This window comes from Terrabacter sp. LjRoot27 (assembly GCF_964254175.1).
GTDB lineage: Bacteria > Actinomycetota > Actinomycetes > Actinomycetales > Dermatophilaceae > Terrabacter.
This window is the reverse complement of the sequence record NZ_CAXUSS020000001.1, coordinates 228,525-244,517: the sequence shown is the minus strand read 5'-3', so window position 1 is coordinate 244,517 and position 15,993 is coordinate 228,525. Positions and strand designations below refer to the sequence as shown.

Genomic DNA, 15,993 nt, shown 5'->3' with positions numbered 1-15,993 from the left:
CGTATGCCGTTCGCCTCGATCCCGGCGAACGGCACCGCCCCGCTCGGCTCAGCTGTGGCGCACGACGTCGAAGCGAGTGCGCGCGTGACCGGCATACCCGGGGCCCGACGTCTCGTGCGCGACGGTCACCTCGCCCGCGGCCCGCTCGACGACGACGGTCGTCGTGAGGCGCTCGGCCTCGCCGTCGGCCACCGTGAGGCCGTCGTCCTCGACGAGCACCGACTCCCAGCGCCCGTCGACGACCGGGTCGAAGACGTGCAGCTCGACCGACTCGGGCCGGTAGCCGTCGGTCGACACGGGCGCCTCGGCCCACATGGGGATCGCGGCCCCGGCGCGGGCGTAGAGCGGCAGGCGCTCGAGCGGCGTCTCGACGGTGATCCGCTGGCCGCCGGGGTGCAGCTCGCCGGTGTGCCAGTCGTACCAGTCGCCCTCGGGGAGGTAGACGGTGCGCGACGTCTGGCCCTGCTCCGTCACCGGCGCGACGAGCAGGTCGCGGCCGAAGAGGTACTGGTCGTCGAGGTCGACGACGTTCGGATCGTACTGGTGGTCGAGGACGAGCGGGCGCTGCACCGGCTCACCCGTCTCCGTCGCCCGCACGAACGCCGAGTAGATGTAGGGCATGAGCCGATAGCGCAACCGGACGGCCTCGCGGGCGAGGTCGTGGATCTCGGGACCGAACGACCACGGGTACTGGTCGATGTTGTTCGTCTCGGAGTGGTTGCGGCAGAAGGGAGTCAGCGCGCCCATCTGCATCCAGCGCAGGAAGAGCTCGGGGTTCGTGTCGCCCTGGAAGCCGCCGATGTCGGCGCCGACGAAGGGCTGTCCCGAGAGGCCGAAGCCGCACGCCATCGGCATGCTCACCCACAGGTGGTCCCAGCGGGCCTGGTTGTCACCCATCCAGTTCGCGGCGTAGCGCTGGATGCCCGCGAAGCCGGCGCGCGACAGGATGAAGGTACGCGCGTCCGGCTGAGCGGCCCGCAGGCCCTCGATCGTGCCCATCGCCATGAGCAGCGCGTACTGGTTGTGGAAGCGCTCGTGCTTGGCGCGCCCCTTGTCGAAGAGCATCGCCTGCGGGGCGATCTCGCCCGTCGCGGGCTCGTTCATGTCGTTCCAGATCCCCGCCAGCCCCGACTCGACGTGCCTGGCGTTAAGCGCGCCCCACCACGACCGGGCCTCCGGGGTCGCGAAGTCCGGGAAGACCGTGTTGCCCGGCCAGACCTGGCCGATGTAGGTGTCGCCACCCTCGGTGCGGCAGAAGACGTCCTGCTCGAGCCCGTCGTCGTAGACGGCGTAGCCGGGGTCGTGCTTGACGCCCGGGTCGACGATGGTGATGGCCCGGTAGCCCTGGTTGGCCAGGCCCTTGAGCATCCCCGCCGGGTCCGGGAAGCGCTCCGAGTCCCACGTGAAGACGCGGTAGCCGTCCATGTAGTCGATGTCGAGCCAGATGCCGTCACAAGGGAACTCGTCGTCGCGGTAGCGCCTGGCGATGACCTCGACGTCCTGCTGCTTGTACGCGTGCCAGCGGCAGTGGTGGTAGCCGAGCGCCCAGATCGGAGGCAGCGACGCACGGCCGGTGAGCCACGTGTAGCGCTCGAGGATGCTCGCCATCGACGGTCCGGCGAAGACGTACTCCGTCCACTGACCGCCGTGGAAGGTGACGCGGTACTCGTCCTCGCGACTGAACTCGTACTCACCGCGGTAGCCGTTGTCGACGAACGAGCCGGCCACGGCACCGGAGGCGGCGTCGCGCTGGTAGAAGAACGGGATCGTCACGTAATACGGGTCGAACTCGGCGCTCGTCATGTCGGCGCGCGGGTCGTCCGCGGACAGGCCCGCCCGGAACTCGGCCGTCGCGTGCTCGTTGAGGACGTCGGTGTTCCACATCGTGAAGTCGCGGCCGCGCCGGTTGTGGTGGCCGCCCTTCTCGCCGAGACCGTAGATCGCGTCGTCGCGCCCGATCCGGCGGCGCGTCGTCCACGCGTCGTTGAGCGTGGCGTAGGTCCAGTAGCGGCCCTCCGAGTCCGGCGTGGACTCGATGACGACCGACCCGTCGGTGCGGTGCACGTCGACGCGGAACGGGTCGAGCCAGAGCGTCACGACGAGGTCGTCGGTGACGAGCCGCCACGCGGAGCCCGCCTCCGACTCCGTCTGCTCCGCCCGCCACGTGACGTCACCCTCCAGCGGGTCGACGCACACGGCATACGTCGGCTTCTCGTCGAAGACGCCGCCGCGGCTCAGCTGGACGCGCACGACGTCGGGTCGCACCGCGTCGATGCGCAGCGCCTCCCCGTGCAGTCGCGCGAGCAGCCCGCGGGACGTCTCCTCGACGGAGTCGACGCGCTCGAATCGGATGAAGTGGTCGGTCCTCATGCATCCACCCTGTCATCGAAGCTCTTGTCGAACACAGCCGCCAGCGACGGCCAGGCCTCCGCACGGCACCACACCGGCACGACGTCGATCGGGACGTCGCGCTCCACGACCTGTCCGCCCGCGACGGGATCGCCGGTCCAGACGTCGACCCACTCGCCCTCCGGCAGCCACACCGGCCACGTCGTCACGCCGGGCTCCGTCACCGGACTGACGAGCAGGTCGGCCCCGAGCATCCACTGCTGCGGGTGCTCCCAGACCTCCGCGGAGCCGGGGTGGTCGAAGAAGAGCGGGCGCATGAGTGGCACGTCCGTCGCGACCGTCGTGGCGGCCGACGCGGCGAGGTAGTCGACGAGTCGCTCACGCAGCCAGGCGAGCTCGCGGAAGACGGGAACGACCCGGTCGTCGCCGGTCTGCTCGGCGACGTGCCACGGCGTGCGGTCACGCAGCGGGAGCTGGTGGTGGTTGAACTCCGAGTGGTACTGCATGACCGGCATGAACGCCGACGCGCCCGCCGCCCGGAGGTAGAGCTCGGCGTCGGGCACCGGACCGGAGAAGCCGGCGAGGTCCCACCCCCAGTAGACGATGCCGCACGACGCGGCCGTCAGACCCGCGGTCACGGAGTGCCGGAAGGCCTCCCACGTCGAGTCCTCGTCGCCGGCCCAGAAGACGCCGTGCGCCTGCGAGCCGCTGAAACCACTGCGGGAGAATGTGATCGGTGGCTTGCCGTGCTTGCGCAGCAGGTCACCGAAGGCCCGGGCGTAGTGCACCGGGTAGAGGTTGTTGCCCTCGTCGCCGGCGCGGCCGTCGGCGTAGCCGAGGTCGTGGCCCCACGCGTGCTCACCGCCGTCGGTCTTGAAGCCGTCGATGCCGAGGTCGCGCACGAGGTAGTCCCGCTTCGCGGTCCACCAGTCGCGGGTGCGCTGGGTCGACAGGTCGGGCATGAGCGACTTCGGGAACCACCAGCCGCGGTTGAGGTATGCCGTCCCGTCGGCCTCGCGGACCGCGTGACCCTCGCGGACCATGGCCTCGCCCTCCGCGAGGACCTGCTCGTGCAGTCCATCCTCCGAGAGCGCCGTCTTGAGGAGTGGGATCTGCCAGAGGATGACCTTGATGCCGCGGGCGTGCAGGTCGTCGACCATCGCCTTGGGGTCGGGCCACGCGCCGTCGGCCGGGAAGGTGAAGTCGGAGAGGGCGAAGGGCGACCCGTCCGGGCGCGGGTCGTAGGTTGCGTCACGGAAGAGCATGATGCCCTCCTCGTCGCTCCACGCCTCGATGACGATGACGCCGACGGGGATGTCGAGCTCGCGGTGGCTGTCCATCCGCTCGGTGACGAGGGCCTGGGTGTTCCACTCGTTGCCCGAGGCCCAGAGCCGGAAGACCCACGACGGCAGCTCCTCGGCGCGACCGACCTCGTCGAGGAAGGCGCGCAGCACCTCGGTCGGGGTGCCCTCGGTGACGGCGACGTCGACGGACTCCGACGTCGTGCCGCCGAGCGCGACCTCGACGACCAGCCGGTCGGGCGCCGTGACGCCGCAGTCGAACCAGGTCCGCCGCGACGTGCGCACGTGGAAGCCCCAACCGGGAGCGTCGCCGTCGCCCCCGACGACGTGGGCGAAGGGCATCGGCAGGTAGGTGCGCCCGTGCACGCCCTGCGACTTGTACTGCTCGAAGACGACGGCGTCGAGCCGGCGCCCGGACTGGTCGAGGTGGTCGAAGCGCTCACCGAAGCCGACGACGTGGTCGCCCTCGTTCAGCCGCAGCGCGAGCCGCGCGCGGTGGATGCCGTCGACCGACACGAGCCACTCGACGGACCCCTCGACGAGCCGGTCGCCCTCCACGGCGACCGACCCGTCGAAGCCCCCGGGCAGCTCGGCGACCCAGCGCACCGGGGCGACCTCGAACCAGTCCGTCTCCTCCACCTGACCCTCATCAGTCGTGGCGACGAAGCGGTAGGCGTACCCGTCCTCCGAGTCCAGCGCGGGCGACTCGACGGCCCACGCCCCCTCGCCGCCGATCGACGCGGCCTGCGCCTCGGCGAGGTGGCCCTCTCCCCCGGCGAGGGCCGCGGCGTCGGCCGCGCTGGCCGTCACCGGCGACAGCTCGAGCCGGACGACGTCGGCCTCACCAGCCTCCCCGGCGTCGCGGGCGCGCCACTCGCAGACCACCGAGGTCACGTCGGGCGCGCACTGCACCCCGAGGGTCGTGGTCCGGCCCACGTGCGGCCGGACGGGGACGCGCTGGTCGGGCGAGACGGCATACGGGTGCTCGATGCCGTGCGGACGGTGCGTGATGAGGGTGCTCATGGGTCTCTCGGGTGGAGGTGGGTACGGGTGCGGCGACGCGGCCACTCGAGGGTGTGGGGCTCACAGCTCGAGTGACCGCGTCGCTGTCGGACGGGTCCTACGTGAGGAGCGCGTCGACGGCCTTCTGCGCGTCGGCGAGGGCCTGGTCGACCGTCTTGCGGCCGGCCGCGGCCGCGGTCAGCTCCTTCGTGACGGCGTCCTGGAGCTCCTGCTGGCGCTCGATGACGGGTGGCAGGACCGTGGCGTCGAGCGAGTCGAAGACGGCCTGACGGTTCTCCGGCTTGCCCGCCTCGAGGTAGGTCGCGAGCTTGGCCTCGTCGGCGACGGGCGGCAGCTCCCAGCTCGTCTTGAGGCGCAGATCGGTCATGACGTCCGAGCTCGTGAGGTAGCTGACCCACTTCTGGGCCGCCTCCTTGTTCTTGCTCGTCGCCGAGACGACAGCACCGTTGGTGAACATCGCCGACGCCTTGGCCGTGTTGCCCGGCTCGACGGCGACGTCCCACGCGAAGGGAGCGTCGGCGTTGCCGGAGAACATCCAGATGCCGGTGTGCCACATGGCGAGCTTGCCGCTCTTGAAGAGCTTGGAGTCGAAGTCGGGCGTGCCCGCACCGTCGGCCTCGGTCGGCATCGTCTTGCCGGCCTTGGCGACGAGGAAGGTCGCGGCCTGCTTGCCGGCGTCGGAGTTGAACGTCGACGCCGTCTTGTCGGCGTTGAGGAACTCGCCGCCGGACTGGGCCAGCGTCTTGTAGAACTCGAAGAAGCTGATCGGCTGGTAGTCGCCCCAGACGCCCTTGGCCTTGTCGGTGAGCTTGGCCGCGGCGGCCTGCTCGTCGGTCCACGTCCAGTCGGCGGTCGGCTCGGCGACGCCCTTGGCCTTGAAGAGGTCCTTGTTGAAGAAGAGGACGACGTTGCTGAACGACTCGGGCAGGCCGTACTGCTTGCCGTCGCTCTGGAACGCCTCGAGCAGCGACGGCTTGTAGGCCGCGCCGTCGACACCGGTCAGCTCGGCGAGGGCGCCGCTCTTCGTGTACGTCACGAAGTTCTCGTAGTTCAGCTCGAAGGAGTCACCGGCCGTGCCGCCCGCGACCGCGGTCTGCAGCTTGGTGAAGTACGCGTCGTAGGGCGTCGTCTCGATCTGGACCTTGATCGTCGGGTTCGCCTTCTCGAAGGCGGCCTTGATCGTGTCGAGGTCCTTCTCGTGGCCGCCGTTGGCCGAGAAGTTCATGTAGCGGACCGTCACCGGGCCGCCGGCCGTGGCCGGCGCCGTCCCGGTCGTCGCGGAGCCCTGGGCGCAGGCGCCGAGCGCCAGCACGAGGCCGGCGATGACAGGCGCGGCGCTGCGCCTGGCGGTGATCTTCATGGGTGTGCCTTTCGGATGCCGGGTTGATGGAGAAGCGTGGTGCGGGTCACTTGAGGCCGGAGTGCGCGACGCCGGCGATGATGTGGCGCTGGGCCAGCAGGTAGACGATCGCGATGGGCACGATCGAGAAGACCGACCCGGCCATGACGACGTCCCACTCGGTCGTGAACTGGCCGTGGAGCGTGGACAGTCCGAGCGGCAGGGTCATGAACTCGGGCGAGCGGATGACGACGAGCGGCCAGAGGAAGCTGTTCCAGCTGCCCATGAACGCAAAGACGGCGACGGTCGCGAGGGCGGGCCGGATGAGCGGCACGATGATCGTCGCGAAGATGCGCAGGTGGCCGGCGCCGTCGATGGTGGCGGCCTCGTCGAGCTCGCGGGGGACGCCCTCGACGGCCTGCTTGAGCAGGAACACCCCGAACGCCGACGCGATCGACGGCGCGAGCAGCGCCATGTAGGTGTCCTGGAGGCCCAGCGCCTTCATCTCGATGAAGAGCGGCACGACGAGCACCTGCATCGGCACCATGAGCGTCGCGAGGTAGAGCGCGAAGACGACGTTCTTGCCCTTGAAGCCGAGGCGCGCGAAGCCGTAGGCCGCCATGGTGCCGGTGACGAGCTGGAGCAGGGTCGACACGACGGCGATCCAGAACGAGTTGAGCAGGATCCGCCACATCGGCAGCGTCGCGAGGAGCGTGTCGTAGGCGGCGGTCGTGGGGTCGTCGACCCAGAGCTTCGGCCCGTCGGCGAGCGACCCCTCCGGCGTGATGCTGGTGACGACGGTCCAGAGGAACGGGAAGAGCATGACGACCGCGCCGGCGAGCACGGCGGCATACCGCAGGGCCGTGAGCCAGCCGAAGCGGCGCCGGGCGGGCGAGACCGGCGGGGGCCCGGCGGCATACGTGCTCGGCGAGCTCGGTGCCCCCGACGAGCCCGACGAGCCCGACGACGTCGGCGGCTGGAGGGTCAGCTGGTCAGGCATGGTGCACCCAGCGCTTCTGGCCGCGGATCTGCACGGCCGTGATGAGGAGGATGACGGCGAAGAGGATCCACGAGAGCGCGCTGGCCTCGCCGGCCCGGCCGTAGCGGAAGGTGAGGTCGTAGACCTGGCCGACGACGACCTGGCTCGAGCCCTGCGGCCCCCCACCCGTCATGACGTAGACCTGGTCGAAGACCTGGAAGCCGTTGATGAGCGAGATGACGACGACGAAGAACGTCGAGGGCGACAGCAGCGGCAGGGTGATCCGCCAGAAGCGCTGCCACGGACCGGCGCCGTCGACCGTCGCGGCCTCGATGACGTCGCCCGGGATCGCCTGGAGCCCGGCCAGCATGATGACCATGACGAAGCCGAGGTCCTTCCACGCCGAGCTGAGGATGACGGCGGGCAGGGCCCAGTTCGGGTCGGTCCACCAGCCCGGCTCGGGCAGGCCGACCGCGCCGAGGATCGTGTTGACGAGGCCGTTGCTCGGGTTGAGCAGCCACTTCCACACGAGGGCCACGACGACCCAGCTCGTCACGACGGGGAGGAAGTAGGCGGCGCGGAAGAAGGACCGCGCCGGCATCCGCTGGTTGAGGGCGAGCGCGAGGCCGAGACCGCCGACGTAGACGAGCGGCAGGTAGCCCGCGCAGTAGATGAGGGTGTGGGTGAAGACCTCGCGCGTCTGCTCGTCGCTGAGCAGGTCGGTGTAGTTGTCGAGCCCGACCCACCTCATGGCCGAGATGAGGTTCCACTCGTGCAGGCTCACCCAGATCGAGCTGATCATCGGGACGGCCGTGAAGAGGATGAGCGGGACCGCGCTCGGCGCGAGGAAGAAGAGGACCCAGCCGCGGTTGCGCCACGCGCGGGCCCGCAGCCCGGGAGCGGGCGTATGCCGTGTGCTGCCGGCCGTCTGCGGCGTCGGGTGGGTGGACGGTGGCGTCGCCGACCCGGTCGTGGCGGTCACGAGACGACCTCGTTCGCGGACTGGAGACGGGCCCGGACGAGCTCGCCCTGCTCGCCGCCGGCAACGGCGTCGAAGGGCGTCGCGAGCACGAGCGAGGCGGCCCCGACGGCCCACTGGTCCTCGGTCCAGGGCTCGCTGACGCAGCGGACGTCACGGCGGGTCGGCATGAGGTGGCGGCGGAAGGAGGACTCGAAGCCGGCCTCCCAGTGCTGCCAGTCGCCCATGCCCTCGCCCATGAGGACGACGCACTCGGGGTCGAGGGTGTGCACGACGCCGGCGAGGGCGCGGCCGAGGAGCCGGCCCGCCTGCTCGTAGACGGCGAGGGCCTGCTCGTCGCCGTCGGCCGCGGCACGGGAGAGGTCGGCGAGCGAGCCGTCGGCGGCGATGGCCCCGCAGCGGCGCGCCTCGTCGACCAGGCCCGGTTCGCCGACGTAGGCCTCGAGGCAGCCGACGTTGCCGCAGCCGCACGTCGGGCCGTCCTCGGTGACGGGGACGTGGCCGATCTCGCCGGCTCCGCCGTGCGCGCCCCGGACGACGAGACCGTGCTGGACGATGCCGCAGCCGACCCCGCGACCGATGGTGACGACGATGTAGGAGTCGTGCCGGCGGCCGATGCCGTAGACGCTCTCGGCGGCGGCGAGGGTGTTGACGTCGTTGTCGACGAGGACGGGGACGCCGAGCCGGTCGCGCAGGCGCTGGCCGACGGCTGCACGCTGCCAGCCGATGGTCGGGGCGTCGACGATCCCCGAGGCCTGGGAGTCGACGGCACCGGGGATGCCGACGCCGACCCCGAGGAGGTTGCCCTCCTGGCGGGCGACCGCGTCGGCGAGGGCGGAGCAGAGCACGTCGAGGGCGTCGCGGGGCGCCGGGTCGAAGGGGACCGACTCCGACGAGCGCACCGTGCCGTCGAGGTCGACGCCGACGATGGCGATGTGGTCGGCCGTCACCTTGGCGCCGATGGCGTAGCCGGCCGCGCGGTCGAGGCCGAGCAGGCGAGCCGGGCGACCGCCCGCGCTCGGGACCGACTCGAGCTCGGTGACGAGGCGGCGGGCGAGCAGCTCCTTCGTCGTCTGGGTGACCGTCGCGGGGCTGACGCCGAGGATGCGGGCGATGTCGGCGCGGGACGACGGGCCCCGGGTGCCGAGGAGGCCGAGCACGCTGGCGCGCACGAGGTCGCCGCGCCCGGCTGCGTGTCCGTTGGTCGTCATCGACTCACCTTCTGAGGGGGTGTCCTGGCTCGGTCGGGGACTAAGTTCAGGACTTAATTTAGGTCGAAACATAGACCTGTCGATGCGGGTCGTCAAGAGCCTGACCCGAACCGACATGACCACCCGACGGGCACCCCGTCGAGTGGTCACTCCCGCACGGGCCCCGCGCGCTCCCGCTCCCGCTCACGACCCCCGCTCACCACCCCCGCTCACGACCCCCGCGCCGTCGAGTGGTCACTCCCGCACGGTCAGCCGGTCTGCGCGGGGCCGACCCGGGGGTGGCGGATCGCCGCGCCGGTCGCGACGGGTGAGCGGCCCGACTCGCGCAGCACACGCGCGACGAGCGCCGGGTGGACGAGGGACGTCGGTGGCTCGGCGAGCTGGAGCACCCGGTTGAAGGCCCGCGCGACGGGGACCGAGGCGTGCGAGGCGCGGACGACGCGCTGGAGGTAGCCGTTGAGCTCGGCCGTGCCGAGCGGCCGCGGACCCTCGGTCGCAGGGTGGCCGAAGTCGCCGCCGACCGCGATGCGCCACGGCGCGTCGATGATGCGAGCGGCCTTGCGATGGAACCGTTTTGGCAGATCATCGGCCGCGACACCGACCCGCGACGCGACCTCACCCAGCGCCGCCGCCTGGAGCGCCGAGGAGGTCATGCCCTGGCCGTAGATCGGGTCGAAGCTGCTCGCCGCGTCACCGAGCACGACGAGCCCGGGGAGGAGGTCACGCACCTTCTCGTAGTGCCGGCGCTGGCTCGACGGGAAGCGGTAGGTCGACACCTCGGAGAGCCGCTCGCACCGGCCGATGAGCTGGGCGACGGCCGGGGTCGGGAGGCTCGCCGCGAACGCCGCGATGCCCTCGTCGGTCGCCGGCGGCGCGTCACCGTGGACGCCCGCGAGCGTCACCTGCCACCGGTCCCCCTCGACGGGCAGCACCGCACCTCCACGGAAGGAACCCGGGTTCTCGATGCACACGACGAAGTGGCCCTCGAAGTCGTCGGGCGACCGGCGCATCGTGAAGGACGCGTAGCCGATGTCGATGCCGACGCGGGTCACGGGCGGGTCGAGCACGTGCGATGCCGCCAGGTCGTGCGCGAGGCGCGAGCTGCGCCCGGAGCAGTCGACGAGGAGGTCGACCGGCCGCTCCTGCCCGTCCACGACGACCCCCGTCACGCGACGCCCGGACCGGACGACGCCCTCGACGGTCACGCCGTCCTCGACGCTCACCCCGGGCAGCGCAGCGACCCGTGAGCGCACGACGTGCTCGAGCAGGGGCCTCGTCTGCGAGACGGCCGGCCGGCCCCAGTCGCCGCGGGCGCGGTAGGCACCGCCCTGGTGCACCCACGCCCCGGTGCCGTCGACGCGTACGGCCCCGTGGCTCTCCAGCTCGTCCTCGATCCCGGGGAACCAGTCACGCAGCAGGTCGAGGCCTGCCGAGAGCAGCAGGTGCAGGTGCCGTCCCTGGGGCACGCGGCCGCGCGGCCCGACGGCCTCGGGCAGGTGCTCCCGCTCGAGCACGACGACCGACTCGGCGTGCTCGGCGAGCGCCCGGGCCGCGAACAGTCCCGCCATGCTGCCGCCCACGACGACGACCTGACCAGCACGACCGGCTGCCACGCGCCACCTCACCTCGCCGACGACACGAACGGGACACGAACCACGACACGAACAAGGACACGACAAGGCTAGAGCCGTGGGGGTTTGATGGGGGCATGACGGAGCACACCGACCTTCCGACCGCCGCCGCCGAGCCGTGCAGCCACGTCGCGGGTGACGCCCTCAGCCCGGCCGACCCGACGCCGGGGATGAGCCGGCAGGTCGCCCTGCACACCGAGTCGATGTGGTCGGGCACCGTCGACACCGAGGCCGGCGCCGTGTCCGGGTGGCACCACCACGGCGAGCACGACACGACGCTCTACGTCGTCTCGGGCCGGATGCGGCTCGAGTCCGGTCCGGGCGGCGAGGTCGTCGTCGAGGCCGGCCCCGGCGACTTCCTCCGCGTGCCGGCCGGAGCCGTGCACCGCGAGTCCAACCCGGGCGACGGCACGTCGCGGGCCGTCATCGTGCGCTGCGGCTCCGGCACGCCGACGGTCAACGTCGACGGGCCCGCGCCGGCCCCGACCGCAGACAGCGCGTGATCGACCGTGCTTGAGCGACAAGGGAGCTGAGCGGTGCGCGCGACGATCACGGCGAGCGGTGGCGCCGACCCGGCCGTCGCCTGGGCCCGCTACGAGCACCTCGACCTCTGGTCGAGCTGGTCGCCCCAGATCCAGGAGGTCATCGCCGCGACGCCGCGCATCGCGCCCGGGCTCAACGGGCTCGTCGTCGGCCCGCTCGGGGTGCGCGTTCCCTTCGAGGTGCTGTCGGTCGACGCGGAGGCGATGGAGTGGAGCTGGCACGTGCGCCTCGGCCCCGTGCACGCCACCCTCGACCACGTCGTCCGGCCGGCGCCTGGCGGCTGCACGACCGAGCTCGTCATCGACGGGCCGGCCTTCGCCGTCGTCGGCTACCGACCCGTCGCGGCCCTCGCGCTGCGGCGCCTCGTCCGGCGCGACCTCTAGCCGGCGCGATCTAGCCTGCGGGAGGGACGGACCCGCCGGCCTGCACCCGACCCCCGTGCCGGAGCCGGGCGGCCTGCGCGTCCGCGGCGCGGCACGCGTCGACGATCTCGCGCAGCGCTCCGTCGACGTCGGCCGCGTGCTCGAGCGCGGTGACCTCGCGCTCCGGACCGTGGATCCGTATGCCGTGTGGCACGGCGGAGCTGATGACGAGCGGCAGCGGGTCGGCCTCGGGATGGCGCAGCGACGCGTCCTCCCGGTCGAGCCGCCCGACGTAGACCGGCTCGACGCCACGGCCGTTGCGGGTCGGGCGGACGACGACGACGTTGACGTCGTCAGTCGCCGGGGCGATGCTGTCGACCTGCTTCGCGGCGGCGAGGACGACGGCAGCCAGCCCGGCGGCATACACCCCGTTGCGCTCCCAGGCCGTGCGCGCACGCCACGACGTGCGGCCCGACGCGGTGACCTCGCGGCCCTCCTCGGCGACGATGCCGATGGTCGCGAAGCGCACGAGGACGGTGACGTAGGCCCGCTGCGTCACCGGGTCGAGACCGGCGTCGAGGCACGTGACGTCGCTGCCTGACAGCCGCAGCGCCTCGTCGACGACGGCGACGACGGCAGCCGGGTCGTGCGACTCGAGGAGCTGCCACGCACCCGATGCGAGCGCCTCCTGCCGATCGTGCAGCACCCGACGCGCGACGTTGCTGGCGCTGACGAACGCGGCTGCCCGCTCGGTGGCGAGCGCCTTGAGCTCCGTGCTCTCGGCGCGCGAGAGGCCCTTGGCCGTGGCGCCGGTCGCGGCGAGGGCCTGCTGCCGGATGGCCGCCACCTCGGAGGCGGTCACGGGGACGAGCGGCGTCACCGCCGGCGGGCGGATCGCGCTGAACGGCTGACGGTGCAGGGAGCACAGGTCGCGGTCGACGGCGAGGGCCTCGTCACGGTCGGCCTCGCGGCGGGCCGTGAGGGCCCGGCCGGCGAGCTCGCGGATCGAGAGCGCGCCGTGACCTCCCGGCGCTCGGCCTGCCGACCCATCGACCGGCAGGCCACCGGCGTCGCGCCGACCGCGCCGCAGCAGGCTGAGCCGGCCCTGCCGCCCTCCCCGCCCCTCTCGGCCGGAGGCCTGAGCCGAACGCCCGGACGAGCCCCCTTGTGGTGAGCCGAGGCCCGGGGTGGCGGCCTCGATCGCCGGCGTCATGACGTCGGCGAGCGCCGCGGCCACCGGACCGCCGACCCGGAACTGCACGCGCAGACCGGACGGGTGCGCCACGAGCCGCAGGATCGGTGACAGCCGGATGCCCGGCGTCACCTCGGGCTCGTCGCCAGGGCCGGCCTCGGCGGCGTCGGTGGCCGGGTCGGCCTGCACGAGAAGGCGTCCGGGCACGGCCGACGCGGAGCCGTTGAGCACCGACCCGTTGACCGGGTCAGCGACGCCACCGGACGCCGAGCCGCCCCAGCCTCGTGGTTCGTAGTACTCCCGCCCAGCCTTCATCGCTGGAGCCGCGGCGCCGCCCGACGAGCTGCCGTAGCCCCCATAGGTCGCGGAAGCCTGTCGACCCCGCTCGGGGAAGAGGGCGGCGAGGGACACCGTCGACTGCGCGGCCACGGTGGCGATGGGGAAGGACACCTTGCTCAGGCGCCCGCGCCCGGCACGCCGGGACCTCTCCGACCGGGGCGGCTGCGCGGTCACCGACCAGAAGCTCCAGTCGGCCGGAGGCTCGGGCCATTCGGGGTCGGGCAGCCACTCGTCAGGCGGCACCCACGTCGCAGGCGGCGTCGGCCACCCCGGCGGCGGGTTGAAGCAAATGGTCACAGCACGGCCCCCCTCGGCCACCCCTCGGCCACCCCTCATGGCCCTCCCCGCCGGGCATCATCGCGCATCGACGGGCCCGCGGTGGAGGGATGGTCCAGAAGTCCGCGCACCCGTCGTCGCAGCGTAGCGCCGGAATCCCTGCCGTGGTCGGCTCGCGACGAGGGCGTATGCCGTCCGCCCCCACCCGCTCTCAGCGCCCCCTCCCGTCCGGCCTCCGCTGCGACCTCGGCTGCGACCTCGGCTGCGACCTCGGCTGCGACCTCGACATGCCGACGACGGCAAGGAGGACGCACACCGGCACGACGACGAAGAGCACGACGGCACCGGCACGCACCTGGTCGGCGGCGAGGTCACGCAGCCACGGCAGCTCGAGGCCGCCGAGCTGCTCGGCGGCGAGGACGGACGGGCTTCGGGCCAGCCAGGCCGCCGCGGCGAACGCGCCCAGCACGAGCGCGCCGAGGCACCCGAGGACCGTGCGTGACGGGCTGCCACCCCGGGCGTCCGGCTGCCGGTCGGGCGGGACCGTGCCTGCCGTCCTCTCCGTGTCCGGCGTCCGCACCGTCCCTGCCGTCATCGCCGCTGCCCAGAGGACCCCGACGGTGAGCGCCGACCCCACCATCACGAGGTGTCCAGGATGGGTGGTGAGCACGAGCTCGAGCGGGCGGGCCGTGTGCAGCACGACGAGGCCGGCGACGAGCACGACCGTCGCCACGACCGGACGCGTCAGCACCGTGACGGCACGGGACCGCCCGACGCCGACGACGACCTCGCGCGGCCCGAGGGTGCCGTCGTCGCGCGGCGAGAGCGCCCGCTCGGCGAGCGTCAGCGGTGACCCGGCCACGAGCGGCAGCGGGACGACGAGCGCGAGCGTGAGCAGGAGCGCCGTGTGCCATGAGAACGAGACGCGGCCGTAGGTCCCGAGCGGGCCACTCGTCGTCCACACGAGCAGGAGGCACCCGAGCACCCACGCGGCGGTGCGCCAGCGCGACCAACCCAGCACGGCCTGCGCGCGACGACGCCCCGCGCGACTGTCCCGCAGTGCCGCCCGGCTGACATCCCGCACTTCCGCGCGACTGTCGTCGCGCACTCCCGCGCGACTGTCGTCGCTGTGCGACTCGACGAGAGCACGCGCGGAGGCCACGCGCGCGGCGACGATGCCGACGGCATACAACCCCAGGACGACGACGGCCACCGCGAGCCAGAGCCAGTCGGTGCGCCAGGTCGCCCACCACGCCACGGCGGCGGGGTCGGGCGGCGCCGGGAAGCCGGTCACGGCGAGCGCGGGCGTCGGGTCGGGCAGCTCCTCGGGCACCGGCGGCGCGCTGCGCGAGAGTGCCGCGGCGACGCCGAAGGTCGCACCCATGACCGCCACCTCCCCGAGTGCGAGCCGCAGGAACGCCCGGTGCCCGACCCCTGCGTCGAGGTCGGCGAGCGTCGTCCGGCGGTGCCACCAGCCGGCCACGCCCAGCGCGACGAAGGCGACGGACTTCACGACGAGGAGCAGTCCGTAGGGCGTGCCGAGCTCGGACCACGCAGCGAGGCGCGTCGTCGCCGCGAGCACCCCGGAGAGCCCGACGGCGACGAAGGCGGCGAGCGCCACCGTCGAGTAGCGCCGGGCCGTCACCCCCAGCGCCTCCCCGAGCCAGCGGTGGAGCATGACGAGCACGACGAGCCCACCGACCCAGGTCGTCGCCCCGAGCAGGTGCAGGCCCATGGCGTTGACCGACGTCTCGTGGTCGTCGGAGGCGCCCGTGTGGCTCGCGAGTCCGAGCACCAGGATGCCGACCGCGGCGAGGGTCCCGAGCCAGACGGCCGCGACCCGGCTACGTGCCACCGCCGCCCCGGTCGCGACGACGAAGGCGCACGCGCCGCTGATGAGCCCGATCCTCGTCGCGTCGATCTGCCACACCAGCGCTCCGAGCTGCTGCACCAGGGCCGGGCTCGACAGCGGCAGGCCGGCGGCGTCCGCGAAGGTGAGCACCACCCCGGCCAGCGCGGTGACGACCCAGACGAAGCCGGCACCGACGGCGAGGCGCATGGGTGCGGGCGCCGCGACGGCCCGGATCCTCGGCCCCGACCGGGCGGGCGCGGGCACGAGCGAGGCGGCGAACACGAGGGAGGCGACCGTGACGGCCGCCGCGACGTCGTGCACGACCCGGACGAGCGGCACCGACCACCGGACGAGAGGACCCGCGTCCTCGACGAAGACGAGCGGGTCCATGGCCCCCGTCGAGCTCGCCGCCACGACGCACGCGACCAGACCGGCGACCACGGCCACCACCGGAGCGAGGCCCGGGGGCACGGAGCGCCGCACGGCAGGCTGCCGCGGCACCGGCCGGAGGTCGTCCGCGGCAGCCCTCGACGCGGCTCGCGACGCGTCGGGTCGCACCGGGCTGCTCATGTCCGCCCGCTCGATCTCATGTCTTCCCCTGCCTGCTGGAGTGCCCG

General features: G+C 72.8%; 11 protein-coding genes. 2 read left to right on the top strand and 9 right to left on the bottom strand.

The features are described 5' to 3' along the window. Positions 1-48: 48 nt before the first annotated feature. The 7 genes from ACSQ2D_RS01040 to ACSQ2D_RS01010 all read right to left on the bottom strand — a co-directional run bounded on the left by ACSQ2D_RS01040 (position 49) and on the right by ACSQ2D_RS01010 (position 10,794). The gene (locus tag ACSQ2D_RS01040) at positions 49-2,370 is read right to left on the bottom strand and encodes a TIM-barrel domain-containing protein (protein ID WP_435984165.1); all 2,322 of its coding nucleotides are present in this window, start codon (positions 2,368-2,370) and stop codon (positions 49-51) included. Next, positions 2,367-4,673 carry a TIM-barrel domain-containing protein gene (locus tag ACSQ2D_RS01035; protein WP_435984164.1) on the bottom strand — a complete coding sequence of 769 codons (2,307 nt, stop codon included), beginning with the start codon at positions 4,671-4,673 and terminating at the stop codon, positions 2,367-2,369. Before ACSQ2D_RS01035 ends, ACSQ2D_RS01040 begins: the two co-directional genes overlap by 4 nt. A 97-nt stretch (positions 4,674-4,770) precedes the next feature. Next, positions 4,771-6,033, bottom strand: coding sequence for an ABC transporter substrate-binding protein (locus ACSQ2D_RS01030; protein ID WP_435984163.1), 1,263 nt, complete (start codon positions 6,031-6,033; stop codon positions 4,771-4,773). Between the two features lie 46 nt (positions 6,034-6,079). Beyond that, the gene (locus ACSQ2D_RS01025) at positions 6,080-7,012 is read right to left on the bottom strand and encodes a carbohydrate ABC transporter permease (protein ID WP_435984162.1); all 933 of its coding nucleotides are present in this window, start codon (positions 7,010-7,012) and stop codon (positions 6,080-6,082) included. Continuing rightward, positions 7,005-7,973, bottom strand: coding sequence for a carbohydrate ABC transporter permease (locus ACSQ2D_RS01020; RefSeq protein WP_435984161.1), 969 nt, complete (start codon positions 7,971-7,973; stop codon positions 7,005-7,007). Before ACSQ2D_RS01020 ends, ACSQ2D_RS01025 begins: the two co-directional genes overlap by 8 nt. Next, a complete protein-coding gene (locus tag ACSQ2D_RS01015) occupies positions 7,970-9,181 on the bottom strand; it encodes an ROK family protein (RefSeq protein WP_435984160.1) in 1,212 nt (403 codons plus the stop codon). The genes ACSQ2D_RS01020 and ACSQ2D_RS01015 overlap by 4 nt, the downstream gene beginning before the upstream one ends. A gap of 248 nt (positions 9,182-9,429) precedes the next feature. Then, positions 9,430-10,794, bottom strand: a complete 1,365-nt coding sequence (locus ACSQ2D_RS01010) for an FAD-dependent oxidoreductase (RefSeq protein WP_435984159.1) — start codon at positions 10,792-10,794, stop codon at positions 9,430-9,432. Positions 10,795-10,889: 95 nt separating this feature from the next. Between ACSQ2D_RS01010 and ACSQ2D_RS01005 the strand changes: the two genes are divergently transcribed. Both ACSQ2D_RS01005 and ACSQ2D_RS01000 read left to right on the top strand, forming a co-directional pair. Continuing rightward, the gene (locus ACSQ2D_RS01005) at positions 10,890-11,315 is read left to right on the top strand and encodes a cupin domain-containing protein (protein WP_435984158.1); all 426 of its coding nucleotides are present in this window, start codon (positions 10,890-10,892) and stop codon (positions 11,313-11,315) included. 33 nt (positions 11,316-11,348) lie between these two features. After that, a complete protein-coding gene (locus ACSQ2D_RS01000; RefSeq protein WP_435984157.1) occupies positions 11,349-11,738 on the top strand; it encodes an SRPBCC family protein in 390 nt (129 codons plus the stop codon). Positions 11,739-11,748: 10 nt separating this feature from the next. Here ACSQ2D_RS01000 and ACSQ2D_RS00995 read toward each other — a convergent pair whose 3' ends face one another. Both ACSQ2D_RS00995 and ACSQ2D_RS00990 read right to left on the bottom strand, forming a co-directional pair. Then, the gene (locus ACSQ2D_RS00995) at positions 11,749-13,359 is read right to left on the bottom strand and encodes a hypothetical protein (protein WP_435984156.1); all 1,611 of its coding nucleotides are present in this window, start codon (positions 13,357-13,359) and stop codon (positions 11,749-11,751) included. A 376-nt stretch (positions 13,360-13,735) separates the two neighbouring features. After that, positions 13,736-15,946, bottom strand: a complete 2,211-nt coding sequence (locus tag ACSQ2D_RS00990) for a cytochrome c oxidase assembly protein (protein WP_435984155.1) — start codon at positions 15,944-15,946, stop codon at positions 13,736-13,738. Positions 15,947-15,993 lie beyond the last annotated feature (47 nt).